Source organism: Sphingomonas aracearum (assembly GCF_003345355.1).
Classification (GTDB): Bacteria; Pseudomonadota; Alphaproteobacteria; order Sphingomonadales; family Sphingomonadaceae; genus Sphingomonas; species Sphingomonas aracearum.
This window is the reverse complement of sequence record NZ_QQNB01000003.1, coordinates 512,827-532,923: the sequence shown is the minus strand read 5'-3', so window position 1 is coordinate 532,923 and position 20,097 is coordinate 512,827. Positions and strand designations below refer to the sequence as shown.

Annotated in this window: 16 protein-coding genes; 8 read left to right on the top strand and 8 right to left on the bottom strand. The window is 66.6% G+C overall.

The genetic code is table 11. The features are described from left to right. Window positions 1-99 precede the first annotated feature (99 nt). From DVW87_RS15585 to DVW87_RS18150, 5 genes are all read left to right on the top strand, one after another. Complete coding sequence (locus DVW87_RS15585) at window positions 100-1,176, top strand: LacI family DNA-binding transcriptional regulator (RefSeq protein WP_181814859.1); 1,077 nt, start codon at window positions 100-102, stop codon at window positions 1,174-1,176. Next, on the top strand, window positions 1,173-2,258 hold the full coding sequence (locus DVW87_RS15580) for an ABC transporter ATP-binding protein (RefSeq protein ID WP_114688788.1): 1,086 nt from the start codon (window positions 1,173-1,175) through the stop codon (window positions 2,256-2,258). Before DVW87_RS15585 ends, DVW87_RS15580 begins: the two co-directional genes overlap by 4 nt. A 155-nt stretch (window positions 2,259-2,413) precedes the next feature. Further along, window positions 2,414-5,122, top strand: a complete 2,709-nt coding sequence (locus DVW87_RS15575; RefSeq protein WP_181814858.1) for a TonB-dependent receptor — start codon at window positions 2,414-2,416, stop codon at window positions 5,120-5,122. Window positions 5,123-5,235: 113 nt separating this feature from the next. Further along, entirely contained in the window at window positions 5,236-5,505 is a 270-nt protein-coding gene (locus tag DVW87_RS15570) for a hypothetical protein (RefSeq protein WP_114688712.1), read from the top strand. A 20-nt stretch (window positions 5,506-5,525) separates the two neighbouring features. After that, entirely contained in the window at window positions 5,526-5,678 is a 153-nt protein-coding gene (locus DVW87_RS18150) for a hypothetical protein (protein WP_181814857.1), read from the top strand. A gap of 37 nt (window positions 5,679-5,715) precedes the next feature. Here DVW87_RS18150 and DVW87_RS15565 read toward each other — a convergent pair whose 3' ends face one another. Both DVW87_RS15565 and DVW87_RS15560 read right to left on the bottom strand, forming a co-directional pair. Next, window positions 5,716-6,147, bottom strand: coding sequence for a hypothetical protein (locus tag DVW87_RS15565; RefSeq protein ID WP_147276284.1), 432 nt, complete (start codon window positions 6,145-6,147; stop codon window positions 5,716-5,718). Window positions 6,148-6,280: 133 nt separating this feature from the next. Next, entirely contained in the window at window positions 6,281-6,976 is a 696-nt protein-coding gene (locus DVW87_RS15560) for an OmpW/AlkL family protein (RefSeq protein WP_239017945.1), read from the bottom strand. A gap of 128 nt (window positions 6,977-7,104) precedes the next feature. Between DVW87_RS15560 and hemN the strand changes: the two genes are divergently transcribed. Next, window positions 7,105-8,427, top strand: coding sequence for an oxygen-independent coproporphyrinogen III oxidase (hemN, locus tag DVW87_RS15555; protein ID WP_114688710.1), 1,323 nt, complete (start codon window positions 7,105-7,107; stop codon window positions 8,425-8,427). A 242-nt stretch (window positions 8,428-8,669) separates the two neighbouring features. Then, complete coding sequence (locus tag DVW87_RS15550) at window positions 8,670-9,380, top strand: Crp/Fnr family transcriptional regulator (protein WP_114688709.1); 711 nt, start codon at window positions 8,670-8,672, stop codon at window positions 9,378-9,380. Window positions 9,381-9,383: 3 nt separating this feature from the next. Here DVW87_RS15550 and DVW87_RS15545 read toward each other — a convergent pair whose 3' ends face one another. Both DVW87_RS15545 and DVW87_RS15540 read right to left on the bottom strand, forming a co-directional pair. Further along, complete coding sequence (locus DVW87_RS15545) at window positions 9,384-9,923, bottom strand: hypothetical protein (protein ID WP_114688708.1); 540 nt, start codon at window positions 9,921-9,923, stop codon at window positions 9,384-9,386. Between the two features lie 241 nt (window positions 9,924-10,164). Further along, window positions 10,165-12,537, bottom strand: a complete 2,373-nt coding sequence (locus DVW87_RS15540; RefSeq protein ID WP_147276283.1) for a DUF6351 family protein — start codon at window positions 12,535-12,537, stop codon at window positions 10,165-10,167. A 412-nt stretch (window positions 12,538-12,949) separates the two neighbouring features. Between DVW87_RS15540 and DVW87_RS15535 the strand changes: the two genes are divergently transcribed. Further along, window positions 12,950-13,885 (top strand): formylglycine-generating enzyme family protein, encoded by a 936-nt coding sequence (locus tag DVW87_RS15535; protein ID WP_114688786.1) that lies wholly within the window; start codon window positions 12,950-12,952, stop codon window positions 13,883-13,885. Window positions 13,886-14,044: 159 nt separating this feature from the next. Here the strand turns inward: DVW87_RS15535 and DVW87_RS15530 are convergent, their stop codons facing one another. The 4 genes from DVW87_RS15530 to DVW87_RS15515 all read right to left on the bottom strand — a co-directional run bounded on the left by DVW87_RS15530 (window position 14,045) and on the right by DVW87_RS15515 (window position 20,095). After that, on the bottom strand, window positions 14,045-16,003 hold the full coding sequence (locus tag DVW87_RS15530) for a glycoside hydrolase family 3 protein (protein WP_239017944.1): 1,959 nt from the start codon (window positions 16,001-16,003) through the stop codon (window positions 14,045-14,047). A gap of 69 nt (window positions 16,004-16,072) precedes the next feature. Then, the gene (locus tag DVW87_RS15525) at window positions 16,073-17,212 is read right to left on the bottom strand and encodes a cobalamin-independent methionine synthase II family protein (RefSeq protein ID WP_114688706.1); all 1,140 of its coding nucleotides are present in this window, start codon (window positions 17,210-17,212) and stop codon (window positions 16,073-16,075) included. 28 nt (window positions 17,213-17,240) lie between these two features. Next, complete coding sequence (locus tag DVW87_RS15520; RefSeq protein WP_114688705.1) at window positions 17,241-18,413, bottom strand: 4-hydroxybenzoate 3-monooxygenase; 1,173 nt, start codon at window positions 18,411-18,413, stop codon at window positions 17,241-17,243. Further along, on the bottom strand, window positions 18,413-20,095 hold the full coding sequence (locus DVW87_RS15515) for a sulfatase family protein (RefSeq protein ID WP_114688784.1): 1,683 nt from the start codon (window positions 20,093-20,095) through the stop codon (window positions 18,413-18,415). Before DVW87_RS15515 ends, DVW87_RS15520 begins: the two co-directional genes overlap by 1 nt. Between the last annotated feature and the right edge of the window lie 2 nt (window positions 20,096-20,097).

Sequence of the window (20,097 nt, the reverse complement as noted above, 5' to 3'; positions counted from 1 at the left end):
CAAGTGGCAGGTTTAACGTTAAACACCAGCGGTTGTGCCTGTCAACCCGCCGCGCTAGGCTCGCGGGAAAGGTGGATGAACCATCCGGAGAGAGGAAGCATGGTGCGGGCGAAGCGGGCCACACTGAAGTCGATCGCGTCCGACCTGGGTGTCACCCATACCTCCGTTTCCAACGCCTACAACAACCCGGCCAAGGTGTCGAAGGAACTGCGCGAGCGCATCTTCGCGCATGCGCGTGCCGTGCATTATGACGGCCCCCATCCGGCGGCCCGGTCGCTGCGCACGGGCCGGTGCGGCGCCATCGGCGTGGTCTTCAACGACCCGCTGAGCTACGCCTTCACCGATCCGCACGACCTCGCCTTTCTCCGCGGCATCTCCACCGTGTGCGAGGAAGAAGGCGCGAACCTCGTCCTGATCCCGCTGAATGCAAGGGAGCCCGAGCGGCTCGACACGCTCACCGCGATGGTGGACGGCTACATCTTCAACGCGCCCTATCGCAGCCATCCCGCCATCCGAAAGGCACTGGCGCGTGGCCTGCCCACGGTGGTGGTCGATTTCGACGCACCCGATCACGCCAGCGTGCTGACCAACGACCGGGAGATGATGCGCACGGTGGTGGCGCACCTGCTGGCGCTGGGCCACACGAAGGTGGCGATCGTCACCTTTCCCCATGCCGAAGGGTGGGGCGAGATCGTCGCGCTCGACGCGGACTTTTCGGATGAGAACTATGTCGTGCACGAACGCGTGATGGGATGCCGCGAGGCTTTCGACGCCGCCGGAATCGCGCAAGGCGGCATTCTGGTCTGCGAGACGATGAACAGCGAGGAAGGCGGTCGTTCCGCCGTGGATCGGTTGCTGGAGCGCCGGCCCGACCTCACCGCCCTGGCCTGCTTTTCCGACCGGCTTGCTTTCGGCGCGGTTGCGCAATGCGAGGCGCGCGGCCTGCCGGTGCCGAACCGCATGTCCGTCACCGGGTTCGACGGCATCGACCCGCCGGGTGGCCGGGCGGGCGCACCGGAGCTCACCACCGTGCGGCAGAACGCGCTGGAAAAGGGGCGCCGGGCGGCCGAGTTCCTGTTGCGCGAGGACCGCGCCCGCCCAGCGCAGATCAGCATCGCCGCCACCTTTGTGAACGGCAGGACCAGCGCAACGGCATGGGGAGCGAGCGGGCGATGACGGCGCTGGTGCTGAGCGGCCTCGGCAAGTCCTTTGGCGGCGTGGAGACGATCCGCGGCATCGACCTGGAGGTCGCGGCGGGCGAGTTCGTCGTGCTCGTCGGCTCGTCCGGTTGCGGCAAGTCCACCGTGCTGCGCATGATTGCGGGGCTGGAGGAGGTGTCCACCGGCACCATCCGCATCGGCGATCGTGACGTCACCCACGCCCCGGCCGCCGCGCGCGGCGTGGCGATGGTGTTCCAGTCCTATGCGCTGTACCCGCACATGACGGTGCGCGAAAATCTCAGCTTCGGCCTGCGCAACATGAAGGTGCCGCGCGAGCGGATCGCGGCGCAGGTCGAGAGTGCCGCCGCGATCCTGGAGCTGGACAGCCTGCTCGACCGTCTGCCCAGCCAGCTGTCGGGCGGTCAGCGCCAGCGCGTCGCGATCGGCCGCGCGATCGTCCGCGATCCTGCCATCTTCCTGTTCGACGAGCCGCTGTCGAACCTCGACGCCGATCTGCGCGTGCGCATGCGTCACGAGCTCGCGCGGCTCCACAAGCAGCTTGGCAGCACGATGATCTACGTGACGCACGACCAGGTCGAGGCGATGACCCTTGCCGACCGGCTGGTGGTGCTGGACAAGGGCCGCATCGCGCAGGTGGGTACCCCGCTCGAAATCTATGACCGTCCCGCAAACGTCTTCACCGCGGCCTTTATCGGCAGCCCGCGCATCAACCTGCTGGACGCGCAGGTGGTCGAGCGGCGCGGCGGCGAGACCCTGTTCGAATGTGCAGGCGGCGTGCGCTTCGCCAAGCAGGGCGGCACGGTGCTCAGGCCGGGCGACGCGGTGACCATCGGCATCCGTCCCGAGCACCTTTCCGTCCGCTCCGGCGAGAACGCGGTTGCGCTCGACGTGGCGGTGGAGGCGGTCGAGGCGCTGGGCCATTCCACCTTCCTGTACGGCCAGCTCGCCCATGCGGGCGAGTTTCGCGCCAAGCTCGACGGGCACCATGCGGTGACCTTGCCGGGATCGCTGACGCTGTATGCGGACCCCGGACGTACCCTGCTGTTCGACACGGAGGGGCAGGCGATCGCCGCCTGAGGCGCGTTCCAGGCTCTTGCACGCCGTTTTGTTGAACGTTAAACTCCCTGACCCGATCGGGGCCAATGTCCGAGCAACGGATGTGGCCGCCGGCGGAAGCAGGGAGAGGTGGCATGACGCCCGCACAGCGAGTTCGTTTGCTTGGCATGGCCGGAATGGCCACGGTTCTGATGGCAGCCGCGCCGGTGATGGCGGCGCCTGCGCAGGAGCGCAGAGCCCAGCCGCAGGACGCCCAAATCAGGGACAGCACCGCCCAGCCCGCCGAGGTGGAGCAGGAGCAGACGCAGGACGGCACGCCGCTGAGCGAGGAGGCGCCCGGCGACGACGTGGTCGTCACCGGCCTGCGCGAAAGCCTGAAGCGCGCCGTCGACATCAAGCGGGCGGCCCCGAACATCGTGGACTCGATCGTCGCCGACGACATCGGCAAGCTGCCGGACCAGAACATCGCCGAGGCGATCCAGCGCATTCCCGGCGTCACCATCTCGCGCGACAATGGCGAGGGCCAGTTCATCACGGTTCGCGGCCTCGGCCCCGCCTTCAGCACCGCGCTGTATAACGGGCGCATCCTCGCGACGGAGAACCAGGGGCGCGAGTTCAGTTTCGACATCCTGCCGGCCGAGCTGATCAATCGGGTGGACGTGTCCAAGACGCCGACCGCCTCCCAGGTCGAGGGCGGCATCGCCTCCACCGTCGATATGTACACGGCGCGTCCGTTCGATTTCGGGCGCACCAAGTTCGTCGTGTCGGGACAGGCCAACTACGACAAGCTTCGTGGCAAGGCCTCCCCGCAGGCCTCGGGCCTGTTCAGCACCACGTTCGACGACAACCGCTTCGGCATCCTCGTCGCCGGCTCCTTTATCGATCGCAAGATCGAGGGACGGCGCCTGTTCACGGATGGCTGGGAAGCGAACCAGAACCTCGACTTCAACAAGGACGGCACGCCGGAGCTGCGCGGCGTGTCGATCCCGACCTATGTCGAATATGGCGTCAACAGCACGAGCCGCAAACGCCTGTCCGGCCTGGCCACGTTGCAGTGGAAGCCCACCGACACGCTGCAACTGACGCTGGACGGGCTCTATTCGAAGCTCGACGTCAACGACGACAACAAGGTGTTCTTCGTCTTCGGCAGCCCGTCCGACGTCACCGCGGCCACCGTCGACGAGAACAACACCGTCACCAGCTATACCGGGATCGCTTCCGGCCCGACGATCACCAACCAGGTCCGCCCGCGCCTCGCCAAGACCTATCAGGCGGGCTTCAACGCGCAATGGGATCCGACATCGCAGGTGTCGGCGTTTGTGGATCTGTCCTGGTCCAAGGCGACGGACGATACCGGCGGCAACCAGGCATGGTTCGAGTCCAATCTCGCCACGCCGAGCTATTCGCCCGCCGCCGTGAAGTTCAACCTGAGCCGCGACGGGCTGCCGGTCTATTCCGGCCTGGGCGACATTCTCGACACCTCGAACGCACGCGCCGGCTATCTGACGCTGGAAGGCGTCAGCGTTGCCGACGAGATCTACCAGGTCAACTCGCAGGTGAAGTACCAGGCGGACGCGGGCATCTTCCGTGGCCTAACCGTCGGCGCGAACTATTCCGACCGCAAGAAGAAACGCTCATCCTTCAAGACGCCGGACGTGCTGCAGAGCGTGTTCAGCGGCATTCGCTACCCGCAGAGCCTCTTCGGCGAACCCGCCGACGCGCGCGACTTCTTCGACGTCGGAATGTTCCCAAACGGCTTCCCGGCCTATTCGGTCGGCGACCTGCAGGAATATCTGCTGTCGGACGCGGCCATCAACGCCACCACCGATCCGGCCGCGACGCGCGCTGCGCTTGCCGCCAACGGCGGCGGCTTCGGCGCGGTGCTGATCCCCAGCAACAGCGGTTCGGCGCAGGAGCGCACGATCGGCACCTTCGTCCAGGCGTCGTTCGGCGGTGACTTCGGATCGCGCTCCTGGTCGGGCAATGTCGGCGTCCGCTTCACCAAGACCGACGTGACGTCGCGCGGCTTCGGTCAGGAGATCCTGAGCATCACCACGCCGCCCGGGCTCGATCCGATCGTGAACCTGTCACCGGCGCAACCGATTACGGCCAAGGGTTCCTATGCCGAGATACTGCCGAGCGCCAACTTCAAGATCGATGTCGCCAAGGACCTCGTCTTCCAGGCGGCCGTCGCCAAGACGCTGACCCGCGCGACGCTGAGCGACCTGCTGCTCATCCGCAACATCAACCCGCGAGCGCGCGAGCGCGCGATCACCGACGGCAATCCCGACCTGAAGCCGATGATCGGCTGGAACTATGACGCGGCGCTGACCTGGTATCTCGACCGGGCGAGTTTCCTGAGCGTCGCGCTTTTCCAGAAGGACCTGTCGGACCTTTCCGAAACGGTGACGAGCACCGTGCAGATCCTCGGCCTCGATTTCCGCCGCACCCGGCCCGAGAATGTCGGCGACCGCACCTATCGCGGGATCGAGTTTTCCGGCCAATATACCTTCACTGGCCTGCCCGCGCCGCTCGACGGGCTGGGCGTGCAGGCCAATGTCAGCCTGGTCGAGCCGGACGCGACGACCTACAACGTCGTCGGCTTCTACGAGAAGGGCCCGCTGCAATTCCGCATGGCCTATAATTACCGCAACTCGTACGAGCAGACCCAGGCCGGCAATCGCGGCCAGCCGGTCAACGTGGCGGCCTATGGCATCTGGGACGCGAGCCTGAACTATGCGCTGAACGACAACTTCACCGTGTTCGCGCAGGCGCTGAACCTCTTCAACGAGAAGACCTTCACCTATTCCGTGTTCGAGGAACGCACGATCACCTACGAGACGTACGGGCCTCGTTTCGCCTTGGGGGTGCGCGCCAATTTCTGAACGCTTCGGCGACTGCGGCGGAGCTCCGCAGAGGGGCGTGTACACGCGCCGGAAACAGGGAACATCCGGCAGGCGCCGGGCGCTATGACTCGGGTATCCAAGGAGACCAGGGCATGGCGGAAGCGACATGGGGCGGGGACTCCCAGAACCCGGCGATCGACTGGAAGATGAGCGCGGCGCTCGAAAACGTCGTTCGCCAGCAGGTGGAGGTGCCGGAAGTCACCAACCTGGAGAAAGCGGTGCGCGCCTGGATCGCGCTCGACCCGACACACCGCCAGCATGCCGTGCTGACGCCGGAGCGGCCGGTGACAATCGACGGAACGATGCACGACAGCCTGACGGCTGACGGCATCGCGCTGCTCGCTTCCAAACTGCCTCAATGACCCGACCAGAGGAGACGATCATGACCGATCACAAGCCGTCCGAGCCCACTCCTGCCGACTTCAAGGAATCGGCTCAGCGGAGCGAAGACGCCAACATCGCGGACGAAAGCGCCGCCTACGAGAACGCGTCCGAGAAGCCGGCGCAGGAAGAAAGCGAAGCGCATCCGAGCTGAACCGGATCTCTCCCGGGCAGCAGGTGCGGCAAAAGGCCTATGCCAGGGCGGCAAGGCTCCGGGCGCGCGCCATGTCTTTCGGTCGGCCGAAAGCGGTGAGCATGGCCTGTAGCTCCCCTTTCTCGGGAACGAACACCATCGCGCCTTCGACCTCGACGGATTGCCTGGTTGCCGGTCGCACCGGCAACCAGGCCCCGTCCGACCTGTGGTGAAAGTCGGCCATGAACTCCACCGGCAATGCCGTTCCGGTCCACCTGCCGAAGATGCTCGACCGGAACGCCGGGTGCGCCGATCCCCCTTGCAGCTCGACACCGATCGCCGGCAGGATGCGACGCGCGTCCGCAACGCTCAACAATACGTCCACGTCCGCCACATGGCCGGGATCGGCCCCGTGCAAGGCCACTGCTGCGCTTGCGATGACCCACCAGGGATCACAGGCCCCGGCCATGATCCTGCCGACCGCGGTCAAGGATGCCGAGAGGGCCGGGCCGACTGTCATGGACCTCCGATAGCGGCGATGCTTCCTGCTTTGCACCGATCCTGCGCATGTGGATCGTCTCGGCAATACAGCAAGGGGTGGCACGGCGGCGTGCCCGCCCTCCTCACAATCGGAGGCCGACGCCGACGCCGAAGACCAGCGGATCCAGGCTGACCTTCACGCGCTGCGTGCCCGCCGCAGCGGTATCTAGGCGCGCGGTGGTGTCGATGTCGATATATTTCACATCGAGGTTCAGGAACACGCGCGGCGTGAGGTCCACATCGACGCCCGCCTGCACCGCCCAGCCGAAACTGTCCTTCATATGGACGTGCGTGTCGCCAACCGCCTGCTCCAGTCCCGACGACGCCTTCTCGTTCCAGAAGATCGTGTAGTTCACGCCGGCACCCACATACGGCCGCACCTTGGCAGCGGGCGTGAAATGGTATTGCGCGGTCAGCGTCGGCGGCAGAACCCAGGTCGATGCGAGATCGCCGATCGACCCGGTCGTTCCCGATCGGCCGGCGGCGTCATGCTTGGTGGTGGACGCGATCAGCTCGATCCCGAGATGGTCCGTCGCCATGTAGGTGACGTCCAGTTCGGGCATGACGCTGTTGTTCACCTTCACCTTTTCGCCCGGGAATGCCGGCAGCACGTCGCCCGACCGCTCGTTGGGCGCGACCAGAATGGCACGGGCCCGCAGCAGGACGTCTCCGGCGCGGACGCCGGTGCGCTCCGTCGATACATCCTGTGCCTGCGCCAGGGTGGGGGTGGCGCTTGCCACGACGATGGCGGCGACCATGGTGAGGGCGGTTTGTTTCATTGGAACGCTCCTTGTTCGATGTTGTGCCCCGGATAGAGGCGGAAGCACCCGGCTTCCTTGACCGCGAACAAACCGGCCTTTGACCGCCGTCAAAGGCGATGCCGGCGCCCGTGCGCATAGCGCGTGCCATGTGGACCTATCACCCGCACCTGCTCGCCCGCGCGGTGCCGCGCTACACCAGCTATCCCACGGCGGCCGACTTCACCGATGCCGTCTCGCACGAGGACATGGCGCGGGCGCTCGATGCGGTGGAGCCCGCGCAGGACGTGTCGCTCTACCTCCACATCCCCTTCTGCCGTTCGATCTGCTGGTATTGCGGGTGCAACACCGGCGCCGCGAACCGCACCGCCCGGCTGGACGGCTATCTCGACCGACTGCATGCCGAACTGGAGCTGGTGGCGAAACAGCTGCGCGGGCGGGGCCGCCTCACCCGCATCGCCTTTGGCGGCGGCAGCCCCAATGCCATCGCCCCGGCCGCCTTCATGGACCTGATTCGCCGGATCGAGGAGTTGTTCGACACGAGCCGCGCCGTCCGCTCCGTCGAAATCGATCCGCGCGGCTTCGACGAGGCCTGGGCGGACGCGCTGTGGGGCGTCGGGATCACGCATGCCAGCCTCGGCGTGCAGACGTTCGACCCGACCCTCCAGGCGGCGATCGGCCGCGTCCAGCCGGCGGAAGAAATCGTCCGCGCCACCGCGTTGCTGCGACAGGCAGGCGTCGGCTCGATCAACTTCGACCTGATGTACGGACTGCCGGGGCAGGACTCGGCGACCCTGTCGGCCACGATCGATGCCGCGCTTGCGCTCGCGCCCGAGCGCCTGGCCGTGTTCGGCTATGCCCATGTGCCGCACCTCGTCCCGCGGCAAAGGCAGATCGACGCGCGCGCCCTGCCCGACGTCCGCACGCGCTTCGACCAGGCTGCCCTTGCGCATGCGCGTCTCACGCGAGCGGGGTATCGCGCGGTCGGCTTCGATCATTTCGCGGTGCCGGACGATCCGCTGGCGGAGGCTGCCGCCGCCGGCACGCTGCGCCGCAACTTCCAGGGATATACGGACGACCAGGCAGAGGTGCTGATCGGCATCGGCGCGAGCGCGATCAGCCAGTTTCCGGACCGATTGCTTCAGAACGAGAAGAACACCGGGCGCTGGCACGCCGCGCTGGCCGGGGGCCGCTTCGCCACCGCGCGCGGTATCCGGCGCACGGCACAGGACCGGGTGCGCGCTCGCGCAATCGAGGCGCTCCTGTGCGCCGGGACGGCGGATCTGGCCGACATCCCGGAGCAAGGCCGGCTCGCCACGCGCCTCCTCCCGTTCGAGACGCTGGGCCTCGTGCGCTGGCAGGGCACCCGCCTTCTGTTGGCGGCCGAGGCGCGCCCCTATGCGCGCAGCATCGCGGCGACGCTGGATAGCTACCGGGAGGAGAACGCCGCCCATTTCAGCAACGCCGTGTGAAGCGCCGGCGCCGCGCCGCCCGCGCGACCCGCGGTTTTGCGCTGTGCGCCGGTCTTGAAGGTGCTCGGCCTCATCCTGGAGACCGTCACCCGGCGGATCACCGCCTTCTGGGATGGGGAACGATCGCGCTGACCGGCCTGCGCCGGGTGCGCCTGCCGATCGGGGGAGGATCGCTGATCCGCGCATGCGCGATTGCAGCGGACGGGGGAGACAATCGCGCCCGGCTTGCGTATGGCGCTCCCATGGCCCTCACCGAAATCTGCGCCGATTGCGCGGTGCGTGACCGCGCCTTGTGCGGCAGTCTCGACAATGGCGAACTCGCGGCCCTCAACACGATCGGACAGCGCCGCCACGTCGCCCGCGGCCAGGCGGTGGCCTGGGCCGGCGACGAGGCGGTGATCTGCGGCAACCTGCTGTCGGGCGTGCTGAAGCTGGTTGCGGCAACGGCGGACGGTCGCGAGCAGATCGTCGGCCTGCTCTATCCCGCCGACTTCTTTGGCACGCCCTTTTCCGGCCAGACCGACTTCACCATCGTCGCGCTGACCGATGCCGAGCTCTGCATCTTTCCGCGCGCCGCGTTCGAACGGATGCTGGCGGATTACCGGCGCATGGAGCGGCTGCTGCTCCAGCGCACGTTCGAATCCCTGAACGAAGCGCGGGGCCGGATGCTGGTGCTCGCGCGGAAGTCCGCCGGCGAGAAGGTGGCGGGCTTCCTGCTCGACATGGCGGCGCGGGCGGGCGAGGCCGGGTGCCACTCCAGCCCCGATGGGCCGGTCACGTTCGACCTGCCGCTCACCCGCGGGCAGATCGCGGACGTGCTCGGCATGACCATCGAGACGGTCAGCCGGCAGCTCACCAGAATGAAGATGAGCGGCTTGATCGGCCTGCCCGGCGGCCGCGCGGTGACGATCAGCGACCGTGAGGCACTTGCCGCCCGCGCCGAGGCCGCCTGACGATCAGCCGACGGCGCGCTCGGCAATGGCGTCGATCAGCATTTCCCGCGCCTCCGGCGTCAGGCGATGCCCGGCAAGAGCCAGGATCGCGAGCTGCTCGTAATCGATCGCCCGCCGGCAATCGGAGAAGAAGCCCCGCAGCAGATAGCCGAGCGCGTCCGGTGCCAGCCGCGTTTCTCCTTCTTTCGGCTGGAGCGCCGCGACAAGCTCCTGCACCCCCGCGACATCGGCCGACCGGCGCATGCGCACATGCTCGAGGAGGACATCGGCCAGCGGATCGCCTTGCCGACGCAGCATCGCGTCGAGGTACGACAGCTCGTCCCGAGCATCGCGGACGATGGCTTCCTGCAGCTCCGGGCACAGGGCCGCGACCTGCTCCTCTCCGGGCAGCTCGGGCAGCGAGTCGGCGAGATCTTCCAGCCGGTTGCACAAAGCGGCACGGCGCCCATTCGCACTGAGCAGCCGGACCAGATCGACTTCCTGAATCACGTGCCAGCGGCGGGCGAAAGGCACCACGCTGCCCTCGAAGTGGTTGTGCTGCATCCCTCGTCTCCCTCGACCTGGACGCTGCACCGGCAGCCTGCCGGGAGCATTGACAGCCGTCAAAGTCACCGGCGGATTCGCTCCGGCGCTCCACATGGAGGTTGCGGTTCCATCTCGTCCTGACGTGGCCGTTGCCTGAAGCTCGCGAGAAGGCCGTTGCTGACGATAAAAGGGCGGTCCCCTTCGGAACCGCCCAGGTAGAAGCCGGAGCGTCAACTCGCGCCGGATCGCCGCTTCCTCGTCAGATCGGCGTTGACACCGGTTCAGGCGCGAGCGGGACACCGCCGGGACCTGCCGCGAAGGTGAGCGGGGAAGCGGTCGCCTCCTGGTTCACCCCGGGACGGCTCCAGTCGCAGACGCCCGTCGCGAACACCGCACGCAGCCGGGCCTGTTGCGTCTCGGTGAAGACAATGGTGCCATAATCGGCGAAGTTCAGGGCCTTGAGCTGGCACTTCAGGATGTCCTCTGTGCGTGGCCCGCCCGCAACCTGGCGTGGCGAGCTGCGCACGGCAAGTGGCGGGTCCTGATCGCAGGTGGTGAAATCGCGAACCTGGTTCGAGTAGGTCGCGTCCGTGCTGAGGTAACAGAAGTCGAAGGCGGTGGCCGGCTTCCCGGCAATCACCTGTGCCTGCGTGCGCACGGCATTGGCAGACGGCTTCGGCGCCGATGTGTTCAGCGCATTCAGCCAGCTGTCCATGGTGGTCAGCGACAGACCTGCCAGAGAAGCGCCACCGTTGTGGCGCCAGATCACCTGGTTGCCGAAGTTGCCGCCGTTGTCGCGGGCCAGGCGATCGCGTTGCGAGAAGCTGCGCCAGTTATAGTGGATGCCCTGCTCGTCGGGGGTGCGCTGGTCGATGATCGGCACGCGCGAGACTTGCGTGCCGCTGACCACAAGCCCGGCGCGATAGGCAGTGCGCAGCGCGTCGAGATCGGCCACCGAGCGTTGCGGCGTCAGGTTCGAGTCCGCGTCGCTGCCGCCGACCCCTTCGTTCAGCGTGACGAACTCTTCCGGCGTGATCGCGCCTGATTGCAGGGCCTTCAGGCCATATTGCACGCCGACATTGTCGTTCGTCTGATTGGCCCGGTTGGTACCCGGCGTCGTGCCCCAGACCGCGACGGCAGCATCGGGATCGCTGCAGCGGATCCCGTTGGGATTCCGCACCCGGTCATAGACCTGAGCGGCAGGCAGGCGGCAGTTGTTGGTCACCGCAGGCGAGGTGAAGAGCTGACCGGCGGCGTTGGCCACAAGCACGGCCTGGTAGTTGCCGGGCTTGTTGGCGGTGCCGAATGCGTTGTTCCAGCTGTGGCAGCCGAGCTGGTCGAGGTGGCCGTTGATGGCGGCCTTCTTGGCGTTGATCTGCGCCTGCGTCAGCCCCTGCTGCTGCATCAGCCCGGTCCATGCGGGCCCGGCATAGAAGTTGACGAGCTGCACGCAGTCCGACACCTCGATCGCCGTCGTGACCGAGTCCGCGAAGTCGAGCTGGATCTGGAGGCCGTCGAGCAGGCCGGGCGAGATCGAGGCCACCGTGTTCTGGTTGATGGCGCCGCCCGAGCCGCCATTGCCGATATAGGCGCGCAGTTCGCCATATTGCTCGATGATGTGCTCCTTCATCTTCATCACCGTCTCGGCGACCAGCACGCGGTTCGAGTTGTTGGCGCTGTCGGTCAGGCTGTTCACCGCCACCATGTAGCCGCGAGACAAGGCGTTGTTGTCGACCCAGGAGCTGTTGGGGCGGGCCTGCAGGCGGGGCTGGCCCGTGCTGCCGCCGAAATTGTGGACGACCTTTCCCGTCCATTGCGGCTGCGGAGCGTCGAAGGTCCAGGGTCGGCTGGGATCAAACAGCACGGCGATGTCGTAGATGCCGCGATTGATGACCCCGCGTTCGACACGCACGATGTACGGCACCGCCGTTGTGGAACCCAGCGGCGTGGTGGTGGCGATTGCCGAGGCCTGCGTGGTGCCGGCGACATAGGGTTGGAAGCAGCTGTTGGCCGGGGTGGTCGGCGCCGGGTTTGCCGCGGTAGGCGACGGGTCGGGGATCACGAACGCGCAGCCGCCCGTACCGGCGGCGGTGAGCGTCCGGTAGTAAAGCTTGGTTTCCGCGCGCGTCGTGCATTGTGCGTCGGTCGGCGCGGCGGAAAGCCCGCTGGCGTTGGTTCCCGCACTGTCGGCAGTGGCGGCAACGGCTTGCGGCGTCGCACAGATATACGGCTCGATGTGCGAGCGAAGCAGCACGGGCGCGTTGACGCCGGCGTTCGTGACGGTGAGCCGCGCGCCGGCAAAGCTGCCGTTGCTGGAGGTCGCCTCGATCGTGTTGGTGCCCGCGGTCAGCCCGGTGACCAGGCCGATCACGCGGCCGTTCGCGCGTACCGCGAAATTGGCGGACTGATCGCGCCCGCCGACGCTGACGCGCAGGGTCGCCGGAACCGCGCCTGCGGGGGGCAGGACCTCCACCAGTGCGTCGCCGCCGGTCACCATGTCGGCGCGGCCGGATAGTACCTTGATGCTGGTGCCGGTCAGCGGCGGCGTGCCGGTCTGTCCGGTACCGCCATCATCATCATCGCCGCACCCGGACAATAATCCGGTTACGGCAACGATCAGCGCGAGGCTCAAGCCCCGTCTCCCTTTCGTCATGTTCCTCTCCCTCGTTGCGATGACGCCATCGCGGCCCGGTCGTGTGTTTGCCGGATGTGTCAGGCTATCCCAACAACGGGAGCAGTCAACACAAGTCTACAGGCAGCAGATCGGAAGAAAACGGGCCGTATCGGCTCCGCATCGCTGCAATCAAGGAGGCGAGAGCTACCCAAAAGTGCGCCGGGAGCGGAAGGGCTATGAAATATACGATTGAGGATGCTTGCGTCGGTCGCTTCGACAATCTCGCGCGCGAGCACCTGGCAAACATGGGTAGGGCCTGCCCGTGCATCGGGCGATCAACGGAAGCGTTCGCAGTGACGGTGTGACAGGAAACGAAATCCTGTTAAGCGCCATGTCGATGATCCAGGCCCATCCACTGGCGACTTCCGGCATGCGCCATCTGAGCGGCGGGCATTTCCTCATGGGGTCGGAGCGTTTCTACCCCGAGGAAGCACCCGCCCGTTCGGTCCGGGTGGACGGCTTCTGGATCGACGAAGCGCCGGTCACGAACGCGCAATTCGCCCGCTTTGTCGCCGACACCGGCCATGTGACCCTGGCGGAGATCGCACCGGACCCGCGCGACTATCCCGGGCTGGACCCCGCGCTCGCCCAAGCCGGCTCGCTGGTGTTCGAGAAGACGCGTGGCCCGGTGGATGTCTCCGACTTCACGCAATGGTGGCACTTCCGGTTCGGCGCGGACTGGCGACACCCGCTTGGGCCTGGGAGTTCGATCGAGGGGATCGAGGATCATCCGGTCGTCCATGTCGCCTACGCCGATGCGGAGGCCTATGCCGCCTGGGCGGGCAAGGCACTGCCCACGGAAGCGGAATGGGAATATGCCGCGCGGGGCGGGCTGGAAGACGCTGACTATGCCTGGGGCGATGAACTGGCGCCCGGCGGGGCAATGATGGCGAACTATTGGCAGGGATTGTTCCCCTTCGCCAACCAGATGCTGGACGGCTATGAGCGCACGTCCCCGGTGCGGACGTACCCGGCCAACGGACATGGCCTGTTCGACATGATCGGCAATGTCTGGGAATGGACAACCGACTGGTATGCCGTGCGGCCGACAGCGAAGGCCCGCAAGAGCAAGGGCGGGGGAAGCTGCTGCGAACTGCCGCGCAACCCGCGGGGAGCGCGGGAACGGGAGAGCTATGATCCCGCCATGCCGGACACGCGGATAGGCCGAAAGGTGTTGAAAGGCGGCTCGCATCTGTGCGCGGCCAATTATTGCCAGCGTTACCGTCCGGCGGCGCGGCACCCGCAACCCATTGACTCCTCCACCACCCATATCGGCTTCCGCTGCGTCATCCGGGACGCAGCGTAACGGCGGGGCTGTGCGCGCTGAACTGCCCGGCGTGGCGAAGGCTGCGGCGTGTCACAGCGGCGGTGACGACTCCGAGCGAGCACAACATTCGTTCAAGGCGGATCACGGCACGGATGCGGGTATCGCCCCATCGGCCAGCAGCGACCGCCGCCGGTGCGGCTATCGATCCTTGAAGCGGTAGCCGAACGGATAAAGGGGGGCGGCGCTGTCATCGGAACTCGCCGGATCCTGGCGCTCCACCGACGCCATGCTTGACGGGAGTGCAAACGGCAGGTGGCCCTCGGCCCGGGCGCGACCGGTCACCACGTCAAGAACGGCATCATCGCTGGCGCCAAAGGTGGCGATCAGCGCCGCGGCCTTGTCGCGGATGTTGGTCAGGATCGCGGGCCGGTCGAGGTTGATCGCGACAATCGTCGGCACCGCTCGGGCCGCCTTCTTTATCGCCTCGTAATCGGGGTCTCCGTCGCGGAAATCGAGCCGCCCTTCGTTCTGACGCGATCCGAAGAAGTGAAAGGGATGCAGCTTCTCCGATGGCGCATCGACCCTCAGGATCGCAACTTCGGCGTCCTGCGGGCGGGCCACCACTACGAAGCCATGCGCCCGCGCGACGGCGGGATCGACCTTGTACAGCCAGACCTTTCGCCCGCGCGCCGCCACGGGCAGCGCGGTGTCGCGGTTTTCCAGCAAGACCTGCGCGCGACGTTGCGCACGCTGCCCCTCCGACTGGGTTGCGGGATCGCCGACGATGCGAGCGGCGGCTTCCTCATCGACGAATGGCGCATCGAACAGGCCGAGCTCGAACTTCAGGCGCAGCACGCGTCGTGCCGACTGCTCGATGCGCGCTGGCGTGATCCGGCCCGCCTTCACGGCCGCGATCACGATGTTGCTGTCCGCAACACCGCCAAACTGGTCGATGCCGGCGGCAATCCCCTTGACGAAGCGATCCTGCTTGGACAGCGTCTCGACACCCCAGGGCGTTCCGATCGCCGCACGTTCCTGCGGCTGCGCGGCGGTTGGCGCGGTGCATGCTGCCGGACAATCGTTGGTGATCGCCCAATCGGATACGATCAGCCCGCGAAACTTCATTTCTCCGCGCAGCAACGTGGTCAGCATCTGTCGGCTGAAGCCTGCCGCCACCGGCTCCAGCGGCTTGCCGCCGACGCTGACGCCGCGCAGGATCGCATAGGTCGGCATGATACCGGCGGTTCTGGCCCGCAATGCACCTTCGAACGCGGCAACGTGGCGCCGGAAACTGGCCTGATCGAGCTTCGCGAACCGCCCATAGTAATTGTGTGCGTCGAATCCCTCGGGCTCCGCGCCATAGCCCGCCCAGTGCTTGGTCACGGTGGCGACACCATCCGGGCGCAGGCCCGTCGGGCTACCCTGGAAGCCTTCAACATAGGACCCCGCCATGCGCGACACGAGCGCCGGGTCCGATCCGAACGTCGCCGTCACCCGGGGCCAGCGCGGTTCGGTGGCAAGGTCCGCCTGCGGCGATAGCGCCATGTGGATGCCCACCGCGCGATATTCGCGCCGGGCGATGTCGCCGAACCGCCGGACCAGTGCCGTGTCCCCGATCGCGGCCAGTCCCAGTGTCTCGGGCCAGAGCGAGAAGCCGCCGCCTTGCGTGCTGGCGCCGAACACCGCCTGGAAGTGGTTCCGCGGATCGGTGCTGATCGTCACCGGTATGCCGAGGCGACCGCGCGCGGCGATCTGCTGCACGGCATTGTTTTGCCGGGCCATGACGTCCGGCGACACGGAGATGCGGGTGATAAAGCTGGTGACGTCGCTGCCGAGGATCAGCTTTTCCGTGGCCGCCAGGTCGTAGCCGGTCACGGAGTGCCCCAGCGTATCCGTCGCCGGCAGATTGCCGTGCATCATCGTGCCGACCTTCTCCTCCAGCGTCATGCGGGCCAGCAGGTCATCGACTCGCCGGTCGATCGGCAAGCGGTGATCCTCGTAGGGGTCGAGACGACCATTGTGGTTGAGATCGCGCCACCGGGCGGTTTCCGCCGACGTGCCGCCTGCCACGGCCGGATGCATCGAGGCACCAGCGGGCCCGATGGCGATCGACAAGGCCATGCAGCCGCGGAGAAACCGGTGTGTCTTACCAGCCATGGTATGATTGCCTTGAAATATGGAGGGTCCGGGCGAGCGCCAGCGGATCAGGGGCATGCCGGAAAAGCATCATGCGCCGTGGCCGCCTGCCCGCGCGTTCGCCAGGTCCGCGCCCTCCCGCAAGGCGCGCAGCTTCTTCCAGGTGACGGCGGGGTCGATCTTGCCATAGCCGGCAAAGGTGCCGAAGCCGCAGTCGGTGCTGGCGATCACCCGATCCGCTCCGACGATGGCGACGAAGCGCTCCAGCCGCTGCGCGATCAGTGCGGGATGCTCGACATAATTCGAGCAGGTGTCGATCAGGCCCGGCGCCAGTATCTTGTCGTCGGGCAGGCCTGCGTCGCGCCACACCGTCCATTCATGCTCGTGCCGCGGATTGGCGCCTTCGAACAGGATCGTCGCCGGACGCGCGCGCAACACGATGTCGATGATCGCCTCCAGCGGAACATCGTGATCGTGCGGCCCTTCGTAATTGCCCCAGCAGATGTGCATCCGCATCCGGTCCGCCGGGATGTTCGCGGTCGCCGCGTTCAAAGCTTCGACATTGGCGGCGATGGTGCGCAGGAAGGTCGTCTCGTCCTGATCCTGATAGCCCGTGTGACGTGACATCGCGAGGTCCGGGCAATCCAGTTGAAGCTCGAACCCGGCAGCGGCGATCGCCTCGTATTCCGGTCGCATCGCGGTCACCAGATCGGCGAGATAGGCTTCGTGCGAAGGATAGAAGGAGTTGGGCTGGAACGCCGTGATGAGGCCTGGCGATGCGCTGTTGAGGAAAGCGCGCGCGCCCTGCCCTTCGGCATCCAGCGCAGTGCGAAAGCGGCGGATGTCGTCGTGCAGCGGCTCCAGCGTGCGGAGCGTCACCGGGCCGATACAGGCGGCACGGGTGAACTCCTGCTCCCCCATGATCGCGGCCAGCTTGCGCCGCAGTTCCGGCAAGGGCGCGAGATCGAGCGCGGGCTTGCGTTCCGAATGGCCGCCAAAGCCGGTCAGGCGCTCGATGATGTAGGTCGAATAGCCGACCTTGCCGAGTTCGCCGTCGCTGACGATCGAGACGCCTGCAGCCACCTGCTCGCGCACCGCCGCCGTGACGGCATCCTGCACCCGTTGATCAAAGGCGTCGACGTCATACGGCTTGCCCGCGTCGCGCGCGAGCAGCAGGGGCGTCAGCTCCGCGGGGCGTGGCAGGCTGCCGACATGCGTGGTCTCGATCATCGATGCCTCACCCTGACAGGCCGGTTCGTCACAGCGGCGCGCCGACGATATTCTCGGCCACCATCGCCTGCGTGACGGACGAGGTCGCGATGGCATCGAGTTCCGCCTGCTGCATTCGTCGCTCGAACGGCGTGTCGCCCGGGAAACGATGGCACAGCTTGGTCAGATACCAGGCGAACCGTTCCGACTTCCACACCCTTGCGAGTGCGCGCCGCTCGTAATCGTCCAGTGCGCCCTGCTCGCCCGTTCGGAAGAACAGGGTCAACGCCTCTGCAAGGTAGATGGCGTCAGACGCGGCCAGATTGAGCCCCTTCGCCCCGGTCGGCGGCACGATGTGCGCGGCGTCGCCGGCCAGGAAAAGTCGCTTGTGCCGCATTCGTTCGCAGACAAACGAACGCAAGGGCGCGATGGACATTTCGAGCGCCGGTGCGCGCCGGATCGGACCGGGGGACGCGGGGCCGAGCCGCCGCTCCAGCTCATCCCACAACCGCTCGGCCGGCCAGTCCTCCAGTCGGGCATCGCTCGGCACCTGGATGTAATAGCGGCTGCGCTGCGGCGAGCGCATCGATACCAGCGCAAAGCCGGCATCGGTGCTGGCGTAGATGGGCTCCGAGCTGCAGGGCGGCACATCCGCCAGGATGCCCAGCCACCCGAACGGATAGCTGAACTCCATGCTGGCAGCCGCACTGCCCGGAACGGCGCGCCGGCAAGGGCCATGAAAGCCATCGCAACCGGCAATCACGTCCGCCTCGATACGCTGTTCGCGACCATTGTGCACAAACGTCACCGCTGCGCGATCGCTGCCAAGATCGTGCAGCGCCACGCCGGCCGCCTCGAACACGATATCGAGGCCGCGTGCAGGCGCGGCATCCATCAGGTCGCGGGTCACGTCCGTCTGCCCGTACACCGTCAGCCGCTGGCCGACGCTGGCGTCCAGATCGATGCGGATCGTGCGGTCGCCGTCGGCGATGCCGAAGCCCGACACTTCGATGCCGTTTGCGTTGAGCCCGGTGTCGATCCCAAGCCTGCGCATCAGCGCAACCGTTGCCGGCTCGAGCACGCCGGCACGGATCCGCGACAGGACATGGTCGCGGGTTTGACGCTCGACGATGACGCAGTCGATGCCCTCCGCGCGCAACAGATGCCCCAGCAGCAGTCCCGCCGGGCCTGCGCCGACAATCGCAACCTGGGTCCGTCGCATCACCTGGAGCCCGGACGACGCGGCCGATACGCCTGGCCGGCGGCATTCGCGGCTGCCTTTTCCGGCGTGTCGGGGAAGATGTCGTTCATCTTGCCGGGCAGGTTGGGTTTCACATACCAGTTGCTTGGGAAATCGGCGGCATGGGTGCCGTTCACGTCGCGGAAGGTGACGCCGGGACTGGTCTTTTCGGTATAGGGGACCACGTGCTTGCCGGCCTTGGTGGCCAGCTGCTCGTACAGGGCACGCCGCAGCGCGATCTTGCGGTCGAGATAAGCCGGATCGTCGACCAGATTGTGCATCTCGCCCGGATCACGGCTGAGGTCATAGACTTCCTCGGTGTCCCAGACCCCGTGATATTGAATATACTTCACCCGGTCGCGCTCGATGGCAAAGGTCGTCGGCGTCTGCGGAAAGGTCCACTCCCAGTAATATTCATAGACGAAGTCGCCGGGCTTCCAGTCCGCCGGCTTGATCTTGCCTTCCGCCAGCGGAAGCCAGCTCCTGCCTTCCATCTGCGCGGGCTCGGGGATGTGCGCGACGTCGAGGAACGTCGGCGCGAGATCGAGATTGCGCACTACCGCCGGGTTGGTGGCGCCCTTGGCAATCCCCAACCCCGGTGCATAAACGACCATCGGCACACGAACCGACGGCTCATAGGCATTGCGCTTGTCGATCAGGCCATGATCGCCGAACAGAAAGCCGTTATCCGAATAGAACACGACCATCGTGTTCCGGTCGAGACCTGCCTTCTTGAGGTAGGCCATGATCCGTCCCAGGCTGTCGTCCACCGGCGACAGGGTGCGATAGATGTCGCGGATCTGCTCGGTCAGCTTGCGATCGGTATGGTAGGGGAAGTCCGCGCCATGCCAGCTGTTGCGCTGGTCCAGCACCCAGCGCGGCTTGCCCCGATTGTTCTCCGCCGTGTTCGCCATGCTCGCCGGCAGGTCGATCGGCAGATCGGCATACTGGTTCCTGTAGCGATCGGGCGGCAGGGCATCGGAATGAACCGCCTTGTGGCTCAGATAGAGGAAGAACGGCTTGGAGGGATCGCGCCCCTTTTCCAGCCAGTTCATCGCGTAATCGGTCAGTTCGTCGGTGATATAGCCGGTGCGCTTCACCACCTGGCCGTCGACGTTCAGGGTCTGCCGCTCGCCGGCGGCGATCTGCGCGGGAGAGAGCTGTTCCGTCGGGAAATAGGTTCCCTGCCCCTTGAAGCTGACCCAGCGGTCGAACCCGGCGCGCGGCGCGTCGGTGTCGTTGCCCATGTGCCACTTGCCGAAGAAGCCCGTCTGATAGCCGGCCTTCTGCAGGTAGGACGGGAAGAAAACCAGCCCGTCCTCCGACGAATGGTTGTTGTCGATAACGCCGTGGTTGCGCGCGGTCTGGCCGGTCAGGATCGTCGCGCGGCTGGGCGAACACAGCGACGAGGTGACAACGGCATTGGGGAAGTAGGTGCCGTTCTTCGCAAGCATGTCGATGTTCGGCGTCTTCAGGCCCGGCTTCAGGAACCCCATCGCGTCGTACCGCAGGTCATCGACCAGCACGAATACGATATTGGCCGGACGCGTCGCCTGCCGGGCAGCCGCAACGGGTGCCGCAGGCTTCGCCGCCTCCCGCGCCGCGGCCGGCAAGGGCAGCAGCGCACAGGCCGTCAGGAGGAGGCGGGAAAGGCGGCGTTTCATGT